Consider the following 20629-nt stretch of genomic DNA (forward strand, 5'->3'; position numbering starts at 1 on the left):
ACTACTAATGGCCATTGCCTTAGTAAAGTTTCGCATTTTTGACTCATAATCTTCGTAATAGAATAAACTTTCCTATGGCATTTGATACAGATTTTTTGAGTACCGCTATACGCCCGCCAAAATTGAAACAAGCGGAAGACGCTTTTCAACTGAACGGTTCTGAAATAATAGATTACACCCATTTTTCATTGGCACTTAGCAGTCTGACTAAATTCGCTATTTGGGTTGCGTGGAATATAGATGGTATGAATCTAAAAAAAATATCTAGAAAGGGTGTCGGTTTTTTTGAGGATTCCAGAATTCCACCAGACGACCAAGCGGGCAATCAATTATATAAAAGCAATCCGTTGGACCGTGGTCATCTAGCTAGAAGGGTAGATTTAAATTGGGGCGATTATTCCGAAGCCAAAAAAGCAAATTCCGATTCTTTTGTTTTCACCAATATTGCCCCACAAATGGACTCCTTCAACCAAAGTGGAAAAGGTGGTGTCTGGGGCGAATTAGAAAACTCATTGTACGACCAAACAGAAATGGATAGATCTCGCGTGAGTATAATAGGTGGTTGCATCTTTCATGAAGATGATCGTGAATACCGAGGTTATAAAATCCCAACTGAATTCTATAAGACTATCATGTACGAAGAAAGCGGAAAGTTAAAGACCAAATCATTTATTCTAACACAAGATTTGAGCAGGTTATCTTTTCTGGATTTAGAAGCTTTCAAAACCTATGAAGTAGCTCCTTCTGAAATAGAAGCCAAATGCAATTTTACATTTGACGATGCCATACATCAAGCTAATGAGTTTGACTTGAATTCCTTTATACAAACAGAACGCAAACCACTGACTGACACCTCCGATATTAACTGGTAATAAACAAAAAACGCCCACCGTTAAATAAAGGTGGGCGTTTATTTATTAGTCTTATCTTGACTACTACTCTACTCGTGGAGTAACTTCAAATTTTCTGAACATAATAGGACCGTGATCCCCTTGAATTAAAAACGGACCCGCTTCGCCTTCATTACTATCTAAAGCACCACCGGTAATGCCTGGTATGTTTTGATCGTTGATAATTGTTTTTCCATTTGCAACGATAGTTACACGACGACCTATTAATGTAATATCATACGTTTGCCATTCGCTAGCATCATTAGCGGCCATTTCGTTTGGTGTCAAAAAACCATAGATTCCACCAAACAATACACTAGACGGTTCCGAACCTTTATCATCCGTAATCTGAACTTCATAACGTCCTCTTAGGTAAATCCCACTATTACTTCCTGAGGGTACTTTAAATTCTGCGTGCAATTTAAAGTCTTTAAACTTCTCTTCTGAAACCAAATTTGCACCCGACTTTGGACTCTTCAAAATTCCATTTTCAATAACCCATTGGTTATCTCCTTTTGCTTTCCATCCGGTTAAATCCTTTTCATTAAAAAGTTCTTTTGATTTTCCCCATTTCGCTTTCGCCACGTACTCCAATTTTGGTGCTCTCACGGCTGTCCAACTGTAAGGCTGTCCATCAGTATAAATCATAGTTCCTTTGAGCCCCTCGCCATCTAAAGAACCCGTAAAGGTCATATCTGTTCCTTCTGGCTCCCATTGTTTGGGTATGATAAAACTAAAAATATCATTTTTGACTTTAACTTCTGCTATAGGTCTTGCACTACCAAATGCGTACACAAAACGGCCTACCAAGGTACTTGTTCCAGAGTGCGTAATCTCCAACCAAGATGGCAGTTGTTCCCCATCTTTTTCTATAACAATATCCCATGTACCTTCTAATGGATTTGCTTCTTGAGCGTTTACAATAGCTACGGCCGACAGCAACATACCTGCCATAGCCGAAAATAATTTTAATCTCATTTTCATAATCTTAAGTTTTTCGAAGTCATAAATATAGGGAATACCAAACATTTACTTTGCTATTTATTTATCCAATAATGATACTATTGACCTAGTCTGGTTTTTATTTTCTGTCTTTGGTTTTTAAGCATTTTATGATAACACAATTATCCAAACCATTTTGTTCATAGATTAAGAATCTTCTGGACAAAAGCTGCAAAAAATGTACTTACATTCTTTAGAATGGACCTTTTTTTAGACTTTTTGTGATAAAAGAATCAGGCTAATAAGAAAAAAACACATTAGAATAGATTTTTTCTTTCGTTTCAATTATATCAAACCTGATTAATATAACGTTTAGAACGAGCACGTTAAATAGGTTTGAAGAATTCATATTTAGTTGCAACACCGGTCTCAGTTTTAAACCCAACATTTTCCTTACATTTATAACATCAAAATAAAACCACTATGTCAACGGCAAAGAAAGAATATAAAAGAGTAACAGTAAAGTCTCTAGTAGACATGAAAAAACATGGCGAAAAAATATCTATGCTTACCGCATATGATTATTCTATGGCCAAAATCGTAGATTCTGCAAATGTTGATGTTATTCTTGTGGGTGATTCTGCCAGTAATGTTATGGCAGGTCATGAAACCACTTTACCTATTACGCTAGATCAGATGATTTACCACGCTGCCTCAGTTATTCGTGCTATAGAAAGAGCATTGGTAGTTGTTGATTTGCCTTTTGGCAGCTACCAGAGTGATTCTAAGGAAGCGCTTCGTTCTGCAATTCGTATTATGAAAGAAAGTGGTGGCCATGCTGTAAAACTTGAAGGAGGAGAAGAAATAAAAGAGTCGGTTAAAAAGATTCTAAAAGCAGGTATTCCTGTAATGGGTCATTTGGGACTTACCCCGCAATCCATCTATAAATTTGGGACCTATACTGTTCGCGCTAAAGAGGAAGAAGAAGCTGAAAAACTAATTGAAGATGCCAAACTTCTTGAAAGATTAGGTTGTTTTGCTATTGTATTGGAGAAAATACCGGCTGCTTTGACCAAAAAAGTTTCTGAAAGCATCTCTATACCTACCATTGGTATTGGTGGAGGTAAGCATGCAGACGGACAAGTACTTGTTATTCACGACTTATTGGGAATGACACATGAGTTCAATCCGCGATTTTTACGTCGTTATATGAACCTATACGAAGAAATGGGTAATGCTATTTCTCAATATGTTACCGATGTAAAAAGTCAGGATTTCCCAAACGATGAAGAACAGTATTAATAGCTGCTTTTAAACTATAATTCTTTTCCTGTGGCCGATAAAGTTATTTCCGACCCAAAAAATCTATTGGTATTGTTTGAAGACAATCACCTAATCGCTATAAATAAGCGACCCGGTGATATTGTTCAAGGCGATAAGACTGGTGATATGCCCTTAAGCGAGGTCGTTAAACTTTACATTAAAGAGAAATTCAATAAGCCGGGCAATGTCTACTTAGGTGTTGCCCATAGGCTAGACCGCCCTACTTCTGGTATTGTTGTTTTTGCTAAAACCTCTAAAGCCTTGCCGCGTCTGAATAAACTTTTCGCAGAAAAAGAAGCGAAAAAGACCTATTGGGCCATTGTCAAGAACCTACCGAAAAAGAACGAGGATACACTTACACACTGGCTAAAACGAAACAACAAACAGAATAAATCGTACGCTCATATTAAAGAAGTCCCGGAAAGTAAGAAAGCCATACTTGATTATAAGGTGATTAAAAAATTGGACCGGTACTACCTTCTTGAAATTAACTTGCACACGGGACGCCATCATCAAATTAGAGCGCAATTAGCAGCTATTGGCTGCCCCATTAAAGGAGATCTTAAATATGGTTTTGACCGTAGCAATCCTAATGCCAGTATACACTTGCATGCGCGCAGACTCTCCTTTATTCACCCTGTCCGCAAAGAACCTATAGAAATCGTGGCCAAACCACCAGAAGACCCAGTTTGGAACGCTTGTTGTTAAAAACAGTATATTTAACTGTATAAACACTAGACCATGATTAAGAGAACACTATTCATTTGCAGTCTTGTACTGCTAGCATCTTGTAGTACCTATAATTCAATTGACACCTTTTACAACGCCCACAAAGAAGACAATCATGTAACAGCGGTACGTGTACCCCGTTTTATGCTTTCCCTCATTGGCAATATTTCTCCGGAGATGAAATCGTTAGTAGGCAATACTAAAGATTTACGCTATATGTCCTTCCCTAGCACTACCGCAGAAAAATCTGAATTTTTAAACAAGCAGATGAACGGCATCACTGGCAACTCTTTTATTGAAGTATACCGAAAGAACGACGAGCTAAAAAGGAATATAGTGAGTATCCGAGAAAAACGTGATGCCGTAAAGGAAATATTGATTTACAACAATAATAACCAAAACGGTTCTTTCCTGTATTTTAATGGTGATTTTGACCCCGTAAAAGTGCGTCAGATGGCTCAAAATGAAGAATTTCAGAAATTAGGTGATGGTCTCATCAACCAATATCAAGGAGGAAGTTTTACTCCTGGGATTAATCAGGGAGATGAGGAGGAAGAAAAATAATTAGCCTTTATTTTCTTCCAATAGCTAATTCAAGTATGTCAACATTCAATAATCCAGACAGCTGTAATACATCTAAAGTGTATTAGTATTACTTTTATAATTCGCAACTAAAACTATTAATGACGAATCTTGATATAGTATATGAGAACAACGATTATATAGTCGTTAATAAAAAGTCCGGCCTAATAAGTGAAAAAAGTCCTTACGAAGATTGTACTGTAGAAAGTCAGGTTCTCAATCACCTCTTAAAAAGCAAACGAAAGCCTTATATAGGTGTGATACACAGGTTAGATCGCGTAACAAGTGGCGTATTGGTTTTTGCTAAGAAGAAAAGCGTTCTTGTAGAATTCAATGAACTATTTGCCAAACGTAAGGTTCAAAAAACGTATTTGGCAATCGTCAAAAATAAACCTCAGAAAAGCAAAGGGAATTTGGTAAATTTTCTTGTCAAAAACAATCAAGAAAAAAGAGCGGACATAGTCCAGACTAAATCAAAAGAATCGCTAAAATGTATTCTTTCCTATAAACTTATAGACCAAAACGATGTTGGTTATTTACTAGAACTAAAACCAAAAACAGGTAGATTCCATCAAATAAGAGTGCAATTAGCCCATCTGGGTCTTCCAATTATTGGAGACGAAAAATATGGTTCTGACCAGTCATACCTTCCCCTTTCCGTTTGCCTTCACGCGTGGAAACTCACTTACCAATTACCAGGTTCAGAAGAATTAAAAACCTTTGAGGCGTCTATGCCAAAGAATAAATTTTGGAAATTCAAATCAATTTAATTTACCATGGCACATTAAAATAACTTGTGCTTGCTAACTTATCCATAAGGTTTGTTTAAATTTATGAGGTACAAAATTTTTGTTTTGAGGTTGCTCAATCCCTAAATACATATCCCTACTTCATCACTAATTGTAACACCAGAGTTGTTTTAATTCATACAAAAAATGAATAAATATTTCTTTTCTTTTTTAATCGCCATAATCTTTATCTCTTGTAAAACGGATAACATAGATGCAGATTTACTGGTTACCAATGCTACTATATGGACAGGGAATCCAGAATCACCAAAGGCGGAAGCTATGGCCATTAAAGGAGATTCTGTTCTTGCTGTTGGCTCATTTAAAGATTTGGAGAAGTTTAAAGGAGATTCTACTGAAATATTAGATGTTCACGGAAAATTTATTACACCTGGTTTTATAGATGCTCATGTTCATTTATTAATGGGCGGCAATAGTCTTTTAAATGTGCAGCTTAGAGATACAAAAACCAAACAAGAATTTATTGATAGGATAGCTTCATTTGCTAAAAAAATTAAACCCGACCAATGGGTAGTGGAAGGAAATTGGGACCACACACTTTGGGGCGGAGAACTACCAGAAAAAGAATGGATTGACGAATATACCAAAGACAACCCTGTAGCCATTTACAGAATGGACGGCCATATGATTTTAGCCAATTCAGCAGCTTTAAAAATCGCTGGAATTGATAAAAACACGCCTGATGTAGAAAACGGAGAAATTGTAAAAGATTCAGAGGGAAACCCAACAGGCATTCTAAAAAGCAAAGCCATGTATTTGGTGTTGAATAAAATTCCCGTTCTTTCCAATTCTGAAAAAGAGGATGCAATTAATGCTGCACAAGATTATTTGCTTTCTCAAGGGGTTACTACTATTCATGATGTGGATAGTTTAGGAGGGTTTGAAGTAGCCCAGGAAATGTACACCAATAAGAAGCTGAAAGTAAGGATGTATACCGCAGACCCACTCTATAAATGGGCATCGGTATCCAAAACGGATAGAAGCGAAAAATGGCTAAAAAACGGTTTACTCAAAGGTTTTGTTGATGGTTCTTTAGGTTCCCATACCGCTGCGTTTAACGACCCCTATTCCGATAAATTAGATGATAGAGGCTTATTCATTGTAAATGAGGATAGTTTATTTAGTCAAATTTTAAATGCAGATAATGAAGATTTACAAGTTACCGTCCACGCTATTGGTGATAGAGCAAATAATGGATTGCTAAATATCTATGAGCGTGTTATTGAAAAAAACGGTACTAAGGATAGAAGATTAAGAATTGAGCACGCCCAGCATTTAACAACAGAAGACATAAAGCGCTTTTCCAAACTCAATATTATTGCAAGTGTACAGCCGTATCACGCTATAGATGATGGTAGATGGGCGGAAGAACTTATTGGCCCGGAACGTATAAAAAGCACCTATGCTTTTAAGTCGTTACTAGATGCAAATACAACTCTGGTTTTTGGTAGTGATTGGCCTGTTGCCCCTGCCTCTCCCCTTTATGGCATGTATGCCGCCGTTACCCGTCAAACCCTGGATAACAAAAACCCTGAAGGCTGGGTTCCGGAACAAAAAATTAATATAGAGCAAGCTTTATCCGCGTATACTAAAAATGGTGCTTACAGCTCATTCGATGAAAATATAAAAGGGACTTTGGAACCAGGAAAATTAGCGGATTTTGTTATTTTAAATGAGAATTTGACCACTATAAAACCTGAAAAACTTAAGAATGTAAAAGTTTTGCAAACCTACGTTGGAGGAAAACAAGTTTTTAAGAGTAAAATAGATTTATAGAGGAATTGCACATTAATCTCACCCTTTGAAACATTACTCCTTTTAAGGTTATTGTCCAAAACCGATACTTCCATATTTTAGAGTACCCTTAACGATACGAACGAACACTCTCTACTATAACCGAAATCAATATTAAACATCCGCCCACTATTGTAGACCATGCGGGAATCTCAGAAAGTAACAAAGCACCAATCAGAATACCGTAAACAGGCTGAATGCTACTTAAAATACTAATGGTTGTAATGGAGAAATACTTAAAACAATTTACAAACATGGTATGTCCAAAAACAGTGGTAACAACTGCTAAACCTAATATTCCTTGCCATTGGCTTGGTACTGCTTCTAAATCATAATAAAAGAAAGCAGGGATAAGCATACAAAATATTACGGCCATTTGATATGCCATTAAAACTGACCCTTCATACCTTGTTACCTGCTTTTTTAACATAAGATTCCGCACAGCATAACAGAGCGCTGAGAATACTCCAAAACCAATGGCAACGGTAGAGCTGTTTTCAAAACTGAAATCTGGGACCAAAAAATATATTCCACAAAGAACTAAAAAACCCAGAAGCAAGTGCATTTTCTGAAATCTAGTTTTCAAAAATAATGGTTCTAGAAAAGCCGTAATCACAGGGTAAGTAAACAATGAAAGCATACCTATAGCAACATTAGATTTTTGCAACGCTACAAAATAGGTCAACCAATGCAGCCCCATAAGAACACCACTTATGAGTATTGGTCCCCTATCCTTACTACTCAATCCAAAAGAAATTCCTTTAAAACGACAATAGATAAATAGTAAAACGAGCGCAATAATAGAGCGGATACCTATGGTAACGGCCACTGGTAATTCTATGAATCTACCCAAAGGGCCAGAGGTACTCAATAGTACCATTGCCAAATTGATTTCTAGAAAATTTTTAAGATTGAAAGACGTACCTGAATCCAAATGCTATCTCTTTACGGCCATAGCCTTTTCACGAATAATATCTGCAACAGGCCTATTTTCTAGGTGACTTTCCAACCATGAAATAATATCCAGGTATAAGAACGCTCTTTTTTCATACGGATGATTTTCGTATTTTTTTAGTTCTGTATGTAGTTTTTGAAATTCGTTTTTTAACTCGTTTGGAAAAATGTTGCCCAAGTTTCTAAGGAACTTAATCATCTCCTTTTGAACGGCATGAAGATCGTTCATTTTCAAAAGGAACTTATAAGTACTTTTAAGCTGAATTTCCAAATGATAATCCATTCCCGCCTCATAATGTGCAACCAAGCTTAAAACTCTGGCAAAACACATCAAATCCTCACGCATTTTAAGGTTCTTGTTGTTTATAATTTTTTTAAGGTACTGAATGCAGGTTTTATTATCACCTATACCAAAATACAAACAGGCAATTTTATAGTACAGCACCATAATATGGTGAGCATCTATTCTATCCTTATGCTTATTGATTCCGTACTCTATAATTTTTACAAGATATAATCCTTTATTAAACGTGCCCTCCAAAAAATGAAGATTCAATTTATTGGCGTTTATATATAAAAAAGCCAGAGAAGAAATGTTATCGTTTTTAGGAAAATCGTTACTGCTCACTACCGTTTCAAGCCTATCTAGCACTTCTCTAAAATGAGAACTGTATTTTACATAGAATATAGATTCTAGCAAGTAGTGGTTCCCTTTTAAGAAGAAAACCGGATTTAAATTTATCTGCTCTTCATGCTCATAAAAAAGGTCTACCCACTTACTGGCATATTTATATGAAGAAAGAAAATCTTGGGTCAAAAAACTATACCAAAGGTGAGCCTTGTACAACCATAATTTTTCTCTAAAACCTAAATCCCTTAATTCATATTTAGGCAAATGCTTCTCAAAATAATTTTTAACACGTGTGTAGTCTTCGTCACTTCTAACATAACCTACCTTAAGCATAATACCATAAAGTTGTAATGACAGGTTAGACAATTTACTTGTCATTACATTTTGGGCAGAAAGTTGTTTAGCCTGTATAGCTAGTTCATCTGCTCGATCAGGTATACTCCGTGTAATATATTGAGTTTCAATAATTTTCTCCAACTCAACGATTTCATAAGCAATATTCTTTTCTTCATTCTCTATGGCGGTAAATTTTGCCTTATCAAGAATTTTCAAGCTTTGCTTATAAAGCCCTTTTTGATAAAGTATAGTCGCAAAATCTAGCTGCTCACGAATCTGTACCCGAAAATTCTGGTTTACGGGATTCAGTCGTAAACTGACCAAAATTTGCTTATAAAGATGTGCTTTAAGATTAGATAATTGTGCTTTTTTGACAATACCGGTTTCTAAAATTACCTTCTCATCATACTTTCTAATTTTATCCATTAGGTTGAATAATGCTAGAAATTTTGCATCAGTATTTACCCCCAAACGTCCTACATATAATTTGAATTGGCGTTTTTCCGATTTTGAAAGGGATTTCACCAGCACGAACAAAGCATCTCTATGCGCATTTGTCATCGTAAAAAATATTATTTAATTTACTTAATATCAGTGTTTTACATAACCAAAAAACCAGCTTAACGTTGTACTATTTTATTCATGTGCTAGGTGGTTCGCTCTATTGGTTATATATTCGTATTGAACTTTATTGCTATTTTTTGTTTAAAACCTAACATATAGGCCATTGTACGGTAATCAAATCCTTTTTTTAGTAAAAGACAGGGCTAAGGTTATTAAAAATGTTGATATAACAGTACAAAATATGATATTTGTAGACAAGGAAAAAGTTGCAATCAGTTCCTAAGTTAGCTAAACTACAAGATATAATGAGTAAAGATAAGGTACAAATTTTTGATACAACGCTTCGTGATGGTGAACAAGTACCCGGTTGTAAATTAGATGCAGAACAAAAATTGGTCATCGCCGAAAGGCTAGACTATTTAGGTGTGGATATTATTGAGGCTGGTTTTCCTGTATCAAGTCCTGGTGATTTCAAATCTGTTACCGAAATATCTAAACTTGTTAAGAATGCAACAGTATGTGGACTTACACGTGCAGTAAGAAAAGATATTGAAGTAGCTGCCGAAGCTCTTAAATATGCAAAGAGAGCACGTATTCATACCGGAATAGGCACCTCGGATTCACATATAAAATATAAATTTAACTCCAACAAAGATGCCATTATAGAGCGTGCTATTGATGCCGTAAGTTATGCTAAAACCTTTGTTGAAGATGTAGAGTTTTATGCCGAAGATGCTGGTCGTACGGATAACGAATTCTTGGCACGAGTCTGCGAAGCTGTTGTAAAAGCAGGAGCCACTGTATTGAACATTCCTGATACAACAGGATATTGTTTGCCAGATGAGTATGGCGCTAAAATGAAATACCTTAAAGAAAACGTAACCGGAATTCATAAAGCCGTACTTTCTTGCCACTGCCATAATGATTTAGGTTTGGCAACAGCAAACTCAATTGCTGGTGTAATTAACGGGGCCCGCCAAATAGAATGTACCATTAACGGTATTGGTGAGCGAGCAGGAAATACTTCTTTAGAAGAAGTAGTTATGATCTTAAGGCAACATCCTAGCTTAAACTTGGACACGAATATTAACAGCAAATTGCTTTTTGATACAAGTCAGATGGTTTCTCAAAAAATGGGAATGATGGTGCAGCCCAACAAAGCTATTGTTGGTGCTAACGCTTTTGCCCATAGTTCTGGAATTCACCAAGATGGTGTCATAAAGAACAGGGAGACTTATGAAATTATTGACCCTGCAGATGTTGGTGTAAACGAATCTTCTATTGTTCTTACTGCAAGAAGTGGTAGAGCAGCTTTGGCATACAGAGCTAAATTAGTAGGATTTGAATTGACAAAACTTCAGCTTGATGAGGTGTATCAGGAATTCTTGAAATTTGCAGATGAAAACAAGGAAATTACAGACCAAGACATTCCAAAAATCATAGAAGCTAGCAATATTACCATCGAAAGTATTTAATACCGAAGACTCTAGAGAATTCATCGTTTATATTTTAATGTTTTTTTGACGGTTATGTCATTAAAATTTTTAATCTTAGCCCCCTATGATTTAAGCTGCTTTTTTGTAGTTTTTTTTAAAATCTGGCAGCACACTAAAAATTCTCTAGATGCAACTAAAAATTGCCCTCCTTGGCGGTGACGGTATTGGCCCCGAAGTTTTGGCCCAATCCGTTAAGTGCCTAAAAGCGATCGAAGAAACATTCAACCATAGGTTTGAACTTGTTGAGGCTCCTTTTGGGGCTATTGCCATATCCGGATCTGGAAAACCTTTGCCAAATAAAACCCTGGAATTGTGTAAGGCATCTGATGCTATTCTTTTGGGTGCAATTGGTTCTTTAGAGTACGATAACAATCCTGAGGCTAAAATAAGACCGGAACAAGGTCTTTTGAGCATACGTAAAGAACTGGGTCTTTTTGCCAGTATCAGACCCATAAAAATGTTTCCCGCCTTTTTAGGGAATTCTCCTTTAAAAAGAAACATTGTTGAAAATACCGATATGGTTATCTTTAGAGAACTTACCGGTGGCATATATTTTGGACAAAAAACCTTAAGTGAAGATGGCTCTACGGCATCCGACCTTTGTAGTTATTCTGAAGGTGAAATCAGTCGCATTACACACCTTGCTTTTAAGTCCGCAAAAAAAAGAAGAAAGAAACTTACTTTAGTGGATAAGGCAAATGTGTTGGAAACGTCTAGACTTTGGCGCAAAACAGTAACGGAAATTGCTAAAAGCTACCCAGATGTTGAGTTTGAATGTCTTTTTATAGATAATGCAGCAGTACAAATGATGTTGAACCCGCGCCAGTTTGATGTGGTTTTAACAGACAACATGTTCGGTGATATTCTATCTGACCAAGGTAGTGTTATTCTTGGTTCTGTGGGTTTACTACCCTCTGCTTCCGTAGGTACAGAAAACGCAATGTTTGAGCCTTTTCATGGTTCATACCCTCAAGCAAAGGGGAAAAACATAGCCAATCCTGTCGCATCTATTCTAAGTACCGCTATGCTCCTACAACACTTCAACTTAAATGAAGAAGCGAACGCCATTGTAGCTGCTGTACACAAGTCTTTCGTGAAAAAAGTAGTTACCACAGACGTTTTAGGCAGTAGTAAATATGGGACTGATTACGTGGGAGATTTTATTTCCGAGAACATTGTTGAGTCAGATGAAAACCAGAGTATAAACGATGAGAATATTGGCCTAGGAAAATCTACTATAATATAACGCTTATTCCTTCATTAACATTTTCACGTAGGTATCAAATTCCTTTTCAAATCGCGTGTATTTTTCACCGGTAGCAGGTCCGTTAAAACCTGTATGAATCTTTCTTACATTTCCTTTCTTATCAATAAAAATAGTAGTCGGGTAAGACAGCACCTTATTTAACATTGGTAATTTTTCTTGTGCCTTAATCTTATCATAAGTACCGTATTGTGCCAATAAAATAGGGTAATTCACCCCTATTCTCTCTTTTAGCCGATTAATGTTTTTAAAGGCCAATTCCTTAGACTTTGCAGACTCAAAAGCTAAGGCTACCATCTCCAAATCCTCTAGCTTATTCTCTTTTAAATAGTTAACATAGAATTTAGTCTCATCCAAGCAATTGGGACACCATGAGCCCATAATCTGAACTAGCACAACTTTATTTTGAAATTTTTTATCCGTCAATGACACCATGTTTCCTTCTGTATCAGGAAAAGAGAAAGCTAGTTTATTATAGCCTTCTTTTAAGAAAGTAATCGAATCTGCATCAGGCAATTCAAAACTCTCGTTTCGTTTTGCTACAAATGGTTCTTGAAAATGCTTATCAGAATAGAACATACCATTCAAGGTACTATCAGTTACTTTTGCTAGGAACAAAAATGCATGAGCTCCATCAAAAGCAGACAGTTTTAAAGAATCTCCAGTAACCACTCCTTCCAAATATCTATAATCTCCGGTAGTGGTTCTGAAGGTTCCCGTTACCTTACCTCCGTTTTCCGCAAAAATTCCTTTTGCCATATAACTATTAGAAGTACCCTGGCTAAATTCAGTTTCCCAAATACCAGATACATTTATAACTGGTGGTTTATCAACAGTAAAGCGTTCTTTACCCCCGTAAAAAGCTTCAAAAGGAACTACCCTGTCCAAGCTCTCCTTAATAAAATTACCCTTTATACCTTTCTGACTAAACTTCCCAACAATATATCCTTCAAAAACAGGTGTTTGAATCCGTATGGAATCTCCTTTAATTGTAATCTCATCTACTTTTATGACTTCACTGGCATTGTAAATTTCCATTGTATATGAGCCGTTCGCTTCTTTTAAAAGATTAAAATTAAAAGGAAGTTTGTCACCACTAATCACTTCTAACTGTCCCTGCCAATCACCTTGGGCAAGCTCACTAGTTTTTTGTTCATTACAAGTAATAAATACTACTGCAATCACCAATAAAAAAATCAATTTCTTCATTATCACCTCTTTTCTTTAACAATCGTAATAAAACCCGAAAACTTACAACAAAAAAATGAGTAATTCAGTAGCGCTGTGTATTGAATGTCTTAATGCATTGTTTTATCTTTACCGCCACTAAAACTTACCGATGCAGATTTCATACAACTGGTTAAAAGATTATCTTAAACTTGATTGGGATTCCAAAAAAACGGGAGAACTTTTAACCGATTTAGGTCTTGAAGTAGAGGGAATCAACCCTTTCGAGTCTATAAAAGGCGGATTAAAGGGTATTGTAGTAGGACATGTTCTTACTTGCGAAAAACACCCTAACGCCGATAAATTAAAAATTACTACTGTAGATGTAGGGACTGGCACACCTTTAAAAATAGTATGTGGCGCCCCTAATGTTGCTAAGGACCAAAAAGTTCCTGTAGCTACCGTTGGCACTATACTTTACACCCCAGAAGGAAAAGCTTGGAAAATAGGAAAGGGAAAAATTAGAGGAGAAGAAAGTCACGGTATGATATGTGCCGAAGATGAATTAGGACTTGGCTCTAGCCATGATGGTATACTTGTTCTAGATTCTAAATTGAAACCAGGTACACCGTGTTCCGAGGTTTTTGACGTAGAAGTAGATGAGGTCTTTGAAATTGGACTAACTCCTAACCGTGCAGATGCTATGAGCCATTTTGGCGTAGCAAGGGATCTAAAAGCCGGCCTAAAGCAAAAAGAAATTACTAAAGAACTGATTACACCTTCTATCAGTCATTTTAATATAGATAACCGTTCGCTTAAACTACAGGTTCAAGTAGATGACAGTAAACTTGTACCACGTTATGCTGGTATTACGTTAAGCAATTTGGTGGTAAAACCGTCTCCGGATTGGTTACAAAATAGATTGCGCGCAATAGGAATCAACCCTATGAATAACCTTGTAGATGCAACTAACTACGTTTTACATGATTTAGGACAACCTTTGCACGCTTTTGATGCGGATCGCATTCATGGTAAAAAAATAGTTGTGAAAACACTACCTGCCGGAACTAAGTTCATGACATTGGATGGCGAGGAGAGAGAGTTGCATGAAGATGATTTAATGATTTGTGATTCTGAAAAACCAATGTGTATTGCCGGAGTTTTTGGTGGTATAAATACTGGTGTTACAGAGAAAACCACTTCTATCTTTCTTGAAAGTGCTTATTTTAATCCTGTAGCAATTAGAAAAACTGCTAAAAGACACGGATTGAATACAGACGCTTCTTTTAGGTTTGAAAGAGGTATTGATATTGAAAATGTAGAATATGCACTTAAACGTGCCGCTTTATTGATAAAAGAAATTGCCGGAGGTGATATAACTTCTGATATTGTTGATTTTTACCCTAAAAGATTTGATGAGCACCAAGTTTTTCTAACCTTTAAGAAAACGCATTCCCTTGTTGGAGAAGAAATTCCGCAAGACACTATAAAATCTATATTAGCATCATTGGACATTAAAGTGAAAAGCGTTACGGAAGCTGGTCTTGGCCTTTCAATACCAAGTTACAGGGTTGATGTACAGCGCGAAGTAGATGTTATTGAAGAGATTTTACGTGTTTACGGGTACAACAACATCAACTTTGGAACAAAATTAAACGCTTCTACTGCGCTTGTTTCTAAGTTTGACGATTACAAACTTCAGAGTATAATTGGAGACTTTTTGGCTTCCCAAGGTTTTTACGAAATCATGACCAATAGTTTAACGGCTCCTGGTAATGCTGAATTATTAGACGATAATTCAACTGAGGAAAGCGTAAAAATGTTGAATCCGTTGAGTAACGACCTTTCTGTTTTACGCCGTTCTATGTTGTTTACAGGTCTTGAAACCATCTTATACAATAATAACCGAAAGAAACTTAATCTGAAGTTATTTGAATTTGGTAAAACATACGAGAAGAAAAAGTCTAAATATATAGAAGATAAGCACCTTTGCCTCTATTTGACGGGAAACCGCCATGAAGAAGGTTGGGCCGGTACCGAAAAGGCAAACGACTTCTTTTACTCAAAATCTATAGTGACTAATATTCTAAATCGCTTGGGTATCTCTGATTTTACTCCGGCGCCAACATCCAACACTTTATTCTCAGAAGGTTTGAGTTTAAATGTAGGTTCTAAAGAACTGGTCTCTTTTGGTATCGTTAAAAAGTCGATCCTTAAACATATGAGCATAAAACAAGAAGTTCTTTATGCCGATTTTAATTGGAGCAACGTTATATCTCTTGCAGAGAAAAATAGTATTACTTATCGCGAAATACCTAAATACCCAGAGGTAAAAAGAGATTTCGCCCTTTTATTAGACGAGTCCGTTAGTTTCCAAAAGGTTTATGAACTAGGAAGAAAGACCGAAAAGAAACTACTAAAGAACATAAACTTATTTGATGTTTATACAGGGGACAAACTTCCCAAAGGGAAAAAATCTTACGCGGTTAGTTTCACTTTACAGGATAGCCAACGTACATTAACGGACAAACAAATAGACCGTATAATGGGCAAATTAGAGAAAACTTACCAAAACGAATTAGGAGCGGAATTAAGATAAGTAAGAAAGGGAAGAATTAAGAAAGTTCTTAAATTTTCCCTGGAAGAATAACACTATCAATTTCGTGAATAACACCATTGTTCTGCTTGGAATCTGCAACTACTATAGTTGCGGTATTCCCAAAGGCATCGTTTAGAATAATATCTATTCCCTCCATGGTGGCCGTAATAATACCACCTTGAATAGTAGTAAAAGTTGCCTTACCTTCTCCTCTACACATAGCCTTCAATATTTTTGAAGCAGTAATTTGTCCCGCAACAATATGATAAGTTAACAAATCCCTTAATTCTTTTCTGTTTTTTGGGTCTAATAACTCCTCTACTGATCTACCGGCTAAATTAGCAAATGCAAGATCGGATGGAGCAAAAACAGTAAATGGGCCAGCATGATCCAATAAATCTTCTAAATCAGCAGCCTTCATAACCGCCAAAAGAGTTTGATGATTTTTAGAAGTTGCAGTAGAATTAACTATTGATTTATTACTAACGGCCTTATTGTGAGTTGTAGTTGATTTGCTTACAGTTTCTTGAGCTTTAGTTGATAAAAAAACAAAGAACAGAGCACAAGAGAAGACTTTAGTAAGATTTTTCATATAAATTCGGCAGGGAGTTGTTAAAACGGTCGATTAACGGTTCAAATACCCCGACAAGTTACGATATATCCCATGTATACTGACATATAGTCGCATTCAAATGTTAATTTTTAACAAATTATTAACAAATGCTTATGAATTTCATTCTCTCTCAAGATATAAAATTCTTTAAATTTGAGATATACCTCAAATTATATGCTCCTAAACAAGGTCAACTTAGAAAAGAAACTTAGCGGAACGGTAAGCGAAAAAGACCAAATACGGTTTTTAAATGATTTATACCAAATACTAGAACAAGACTCTAAAAGTCGAGAAGAAATTGGTGATAACCTTAAAAAGAAAGACACTTCTCTCACTAATTCTTTTAACCTTGACCTCTTACAAACAAACCGGATTTATCACGTTGACCAAATAAAGAAAATTTGCGTTGACTATAGACTCCGTTTTCTTCCTTCAAATTATTTCAAAGGAGAAATACCTGCTGAAGCTATTTCAGAAATAAAAAAAATTGAAGTATCACATGATATAAAGCTACAAGGTTTTAGAATCCTTGCTCCTTCCAAACTTTTTAAATTAGAAGATAAGGACGACCCTATTCTATTTGCTCCTATTGGAAACGACTATTTTTATCTTATTCACAAATGGGGAAACGACCTTCATCCATTAAGAAAATGGCTAATGTGGCCATTTAAAAATATTGTAAACTTAACTTGCCTTGTAGTTGCACTAAGCTATTTAATAGCTTTATCTATTCCGGATGGTCTATTCTCAAAGAACAGTTCCAACGCTCAGTTTTTTATAATTTTCTTCTTTATGTTCAAATGTTCGGCTGCGGTTGTTATTTTTTACGGCTTTGCCTTAGGCAAGAATTTTAGTAATGCCATTTGGAACAATAAATATTTTAATTCCTGATCGGAGACTATATTATAATCAAAAAAGGCATTCTACCGAACGATAGAATGCCTTTTTTTATTTTAAGTGTGAACTGAATTAATTTATAAAGATAGCTGTTGGTATACCGGTTACATCCATACTATTCAATAGTTCTGGTTCAGGAGCCGGCTTAATTAGTAGTATACCACCTTTGTTAGCTCCACTTGTCTTTTTATATCCAATCAATAATAAGTTGTTTTCTTCATCATAACTCACCATTGTTGTTTTTTCAACATTGAATTCAAAGTTAAGCTGAGTTTCCGTCATAAAATTTTCGTAAGCATATAGAACGGTTAAATTCTTACTGAAATCGTAAATGGCAGGTATTACAGGAAAAGTACTATATGCTGTAGGTGTCATTTGATAGTACATTTTACCTTCACTATCAAAATGTAATGAAGATGACTTTGTAAAATTAGGCTCCTTGCCTTCTCCATAACTAGTATAAGAAATAGCCATAGTTACACTGTTCAACGTGCTATGCAAATCATCATAACTAATAATGATATTATCTTCTGGGTTTGTAAAAATACGTCTTACATCAAAACCGACTAGTTGGCTATGTACAATGCTATTTACATTAGCGTCAATTACCGTAATGGAATTTTCTCCTGTAACCTCTTCATCAACCCCTAACACAAACAATCTATTATTTGCATAAGCCAATTCAATAGGTCTTTGATCTAGTTCTATATCAACAAAAGCGGATTCAGAAGATGATACATCAAGAACGCGAACATAAAACTCATCTACAGTAGAACTTATTTGAAGCTCATATGCGATGTAGAGTTTATCTCCTTTACGGGCTATAGATTTTGCCGTAAGGTTACAGGCTCCTAAATCCGAAAAGACATCATAGCTTAGATTACTATCATCATTAAAATCATGAACAGTTAGCTTACCGCTACAATTGTTTTTTTTACTATAGGTAGTTAACACACTGTTCTCTTCAAAAGACAGATCAGGCAGTGCCATGGCGGCAAATTTACTTTCTTCTGGTTTGATAGTAAATGCTTCGTCTTCCACATTAAACAATGTGCCACTAAGGCTGCCCTGGTTATTGACTAGTAAAGTGTAGTTGGCCTGAACAGTGTTTTCTTCTTCGTTCTCACCAAGATTGTCGCTATCGGTTTTACTGCAGCCAATAAGGACTAAAAATGCCATACAGGCATAGAATAGATTGTAGGTTTTCATCTGTTGCAATTTAATGTTCCTTAAACGGCCCAAGTTGGCAAGATGCCAATTGAACAGAGTGGGCCTTTTTTAAATTCAAGGTTTGGGTCCTTAAATTTAAAAAACGCCCGCTACATCATTTAAGAATACAGGTTTAACAAAAGTTATACCGTTGCAACGTACATTTTATTACGTTGCTCCCGTAATGTCTTGTCAGACATATATTCATCAAACGCCAGATATCTATCGATGTTGCCTTTAGGGGTCAACTCTACGATTCTATCGGCAACCGTCTGTGCAAAGTGGTGGTCATGAGTAGTAAACATAACCGTCCCCTTGAAATTATTAAGGCTATTATTAAATGCGGTAATACTCTCTAAATCTAAGTGATTCGTTGGTTCATCCAACATCACTACGTTGGCTCTAAGCATCATCATTCTACTCAACATACAACGTACTTTTTCTCCTCCAGAAAGTACGGTGCACGTTTTAAGAGCTTCTTCACCACTAAAAAGCATTTTACCTAGAAAACCACGTATATAAACTTCTTCTCTTTCTTCTTCTGTCTTGGCCCATTGTCTAAGCCAGTCTACCAAACTTATGTCTTCATTAAAGAAATCAGAGTTATCCGCAGGTAAATAGGACTGGGTTGTAGTAATACCCCATTGAAAAGTACCTTTCTCTGCTTTTTTATGACCGTTAATTATTTCGTAAAAAGCAGTTGTTGCTCTTGAATCACGAGATATAATAGCAACTTTATCTCCTTTTGCTAAATTTAGGTTTACATTTTCAAAAAGTAAATCCCCATCTTCGGATCTAGCGGAAAGCCCCTCAACATTTAAAATCTGATCTCCCGCTTCACGTTCTCTTTCAAAAATAATGGCAGGATACCTTCTACTAGAAGGCTTAATATCCTCTATTTTAAGCTTAGACAACATTTTCTTCCTAGAAGTAGCTTGTTTACTTTTTGCTACGTTAGCACTGAAACGAGCAATAAATTCTTGCAATTCTTTTGCTTTCTCCTCTGCCTTTTTATTCTGTTGTGCTCTCTGACGAGAAGCCAACTGGCTACTTTCATACCAGAATGTATAGTTACCAGAATACACATTCATCTTACCATAATCAATATCTGCGATACTGGTACAGATGGAATCTAAAAAGTGTCTATCGTGAGAAACAACAATTACTGTATTTTCATAGTCCGCTAGGAAATTTTCTAACCAGGTGATAGTTTCATAATCCAAATCATTGGTAGGTTCATCCATGATCAATACATCTGGATTACCAAAAAGAGCTTGTGCCAATAACACACGTACCTTAAGTTTTGAGTCTATATCTGCCATTAAGGTGTAATGAAACTCTTCGGTAATACCCAAGTTTGATAATAACGCCGCGGCGTTGCTATCTGCATTCCAACCATTCATCTCTTCAAATTGAACTTGAAGCTCACCAATTTTATCTGCGTTTTCATCTGTATAATCCGCATAAAGGGCATCAATTTGCTGCTTTATAGAAAAAAGCGGCTTATTCCCCATTACAACCGTCTCAAGAACAGTAGACTCATCATAAGCGTTGTGGTTCTGCTCTAAGATAGACATACGCTTACCAGGCTCAAGATGTACATGACCAGAAGTTGGATCTACCTGTCCAGATAGAATTTTTAAAAATGTAGATTTTCCGGCTCCATTTGCTCCAATTACCCCATAACAATTACCCTGAGTAAAGGTTACGTTCACTTCATCGAAAAGGATTCTTTTTCCGAATTGTACGGATAGATTTGATACCGACAGCATAGATTTCTTTTTAAAATTCGTGCAAAAATACTGAATTTTAATGGCCTAAACCAATAAA

17 protein-coding genes are annotated in these 20629 nt (G+C 36.1%); 10 read left to right on the forward strand and 7 right to left on the reverse strand.

Features of this window, described 5'->3' with window-relative positions; translation table 11 throughout:
- Nucleotides 1-74 precede the first annotated feature (74 nt).
- On the forward strand, nt 75-872 hold the full coding sequence (locus IWB64_RS18445) for a DNA/RNA non-specific endonuclease (protein ID WP_194535412.1): 798 nt from the start codon (nt 75-77) through the stop codon (nt 870-872).
- A gap of 63 nt (nt 873-935) precedes the next feature.
- On the opposite strand, the gene IWB64_RS18450 is transcribed toward IWB64_RS18445, so the two are convergent.
- Nucleotides 936-1874, reverse strand: coding sequence for a 3-keto-disaccharide hydrolase (locus IWB64_RS18450; protein WP_226975940.1), 939 nt, complete (start codon nt 1872-1874; stop codon nt 936-938).
- A gap of 441 nt (nt 1875-2315) precedes the next feature.
- On the opposite strand from IWB64_RS18450, the gene panB reads away from it, so the two are divergent.
- The 5 genes from panB to IWB64_RS18475 all read left to right on the forward strand — a co-directional run bounded on the left by panB (nt 2316) and on the right by IWB64_RS18475 (nt 7051).
- Entirely contained in the window at nt 2316-3134 is an 819-nt protein-coding gene (gene panB / locus IWB64_RS18455) for a 3-methyl-2-oxobutanoate hydroxymethyltransferase (RefSeq protein ID WP_194535414.1), read from the forward strand.
- 30 nt (nt 3135-3164) lie between these two features.
- Complete coding sequence (locus tag IWB64_RS18460; protein ID WP_194535415.1) at nt 3165-3863, forward strand: RluA family pseudouridine synthase; 699 nt, start codon at nt 3165-3167, stop codon at nt 3861-3863.
- Nucleotides 3864-3896: 33 nt separating this feature from the next.
- Entirely contained in the window at nt 3897-4448 is a 552-nt protein-coding gene (locus tag IWB64_RS18465) for a DUF4252 domain-containing protein (protein WP_194535416.1), read from the forward strand.
- A gap of 119 nt (nt 4449-4567) precedes the next feature.
- Complete coding sequence (locus tag IWB64_RS18470; RefSeq protein WP_194535417.1) at nt 4568-5236, forward strand: RluA family pseudouridine synthase; 669 nt, start codon at nt 4568-4570, stop codon at nt 5234-5236.
- 165 nt (nt 5237-5401) lie between these two features.
- The gene (locus IWB64_RS18475; protein ID WP_194535418.1) at nt 5402-7051 is read left to right on the forward strand and encodes an amidohydrolase; all 1650 of its coding nucleotides are present in this window, start codon (nt 5402-5404) and stop codon (nt 7049-7051) included.
- Between the two features lie 88 nt (nt 7052-7139).
- Here the strand turns inward: IWB64_RS18475 and IWB64_RS18480 are convergent, their stop codons facing one another.
- Both IWB64_RS18480 and IWB64_RS18485 read right to left on the reverse strand, forming a co-directional pair.
- Entirely contained in the window at nt 7140-8003 is an 864-nt protein-coding gene (locus tag IWB64_RS18480) for a DMT family transporter (RefSeq protein WP_226975941.1), read from the reverse strand.
- Between the two features lie 3 nt (nt 8004-8006).
- Nucleotides 8007-9551 carry a hypothetical protein gene (locus tag IWB64_RS18485; RefSeq protein WP_194535419.1) on the reverse strand — a complete coding sequence of 515 codons (1545 nt, stop codon included), beginning with the start codon at nt 9549-9551 and terminating at the stop codon, nt 8007-8009.
- Nucleotides 9552-9859: 308 nt separating this feature from the next.
- Here IWB64_RS18485 and IWB64_RS18490 point away from each other — a divergent pair, with 308 nt between their 5' ends.
- Complete coding sequence (locus tag IWB64_RS18490; RefSeq protein ID WP_194535420.1) at nt 9860-11029, forward strand: 2-isopropylmalate synthase; 1170 nt, start codon at nt 9860-9862, stop codon at nt 11027-11029.
- 148 nt (nt 11030-11177) lie between these two features.
- Nucleotides 11178-12296 (forward strand): 3-isopropylmalate dehydrogenase, encoded by a 1119-nt coding sequence (leuB, locus tag IWB64_RS18495; RefSeq protein ID WP_194535421.1) that lies wholly within the window; start codon nt 11178-11180, stop codon nt 12294-12296.
- 3 nt (nt 12297-12299) lie between these two features.
- Here the strand turns inward: leuB and IWB64_RS18500 are convergent, their stop codons facing one another.
- Nucleotides 12300-13523, reverse strand: a complete 1224-nt coding sequence (locus IWB64_RS18500; RefSeq protein WP_194535422.1) for a peroxiredoxin family protein — start codon at nt 13521-13523, stop codon at nt 12300-12302.
- A 130-nt stretch (nt 13524-13653) separates the two neighbouring features.
- Between IWB64_RS18500 and pheT the strand changes: the two genes are divergently transcribed.
- Nucleotides 13654-16080, forward strand: coding sequence for a phenylalanine--tRNA ligase subunit beta (pheT, locus tag IWB64_RS18505; protein ID WP_194535423.1), 2427 nt, complete (start codon nt 13654-13656; stop codon nt 16078-16080).
- A 28-nt stretch (nt 16081-16108) separates the two neighbouring features.
- Here pheT and IWB64_RS18510 read toward each other — a convergent pair whose 3' ends face one another.
- Complete coding sequence (locus IWB64_RS18510) at nt 16109-16672, reverse strand: fasciclin domain-containing protein (RefSeq protein WP_194535424.1); 564 nt, start codon at nt 16670-16672, stop codon at nt 16109-16111.
- Nucleotides 16673-16846: 174 nt separating this feature from the next.
- Between IWB64_RS18510 and IWB64_RS18515 the strand changes: the two genes are divergently transcribed.
- On the forward strand, nt 16847-17584 hold the full coding sequence (locus tag IWB64_RS18515) for a hypothetical protein (protein ID WP_317171991.1): 738 nt from the start codon (nt 16847-16849) through the stop codon (nt 17582-17584).
- 78 nt (nt 17585-17662) lie between these two features.
- Here the strand turns inward: IWB64_RS18515 and IWB64_RS18520 are convergent, their stop codons facing one another.
- A complete protein-coding gene (locus IWB64_RS18520; RefSeq protein ID WP_194535425.1) occupies nt 17663-18799 on the reverse strand; it encodes a hypothetical protein in 1137 nt (378 codons plus the stop codon).
- A gap of 143 nt (nt 18800-18942) precedes the next feature.
- Entirely contained in the window at nt 18943-20571 is a 1629-nt protein-coding gene (locus IWB64_RS18525) for an ABC-F family ATP-binding cassette domain-containing protein (RefSeq protein WP_194535426.1), read from the reverse strand.
- Between the last annotated feature and the right edge of the window lie 58 nt (nt 20572-20629).

Origin of the sequence: Zobellia nedashkovskayae (assembly GCF_015330125.1) — a bacterium.
Lineage (GTDB): Bacteria > Bacteroidota > Bacteroidia > Flavobacteriales > Flavobacteriaceae > Zobellia > Zobellia nedashkovskayae.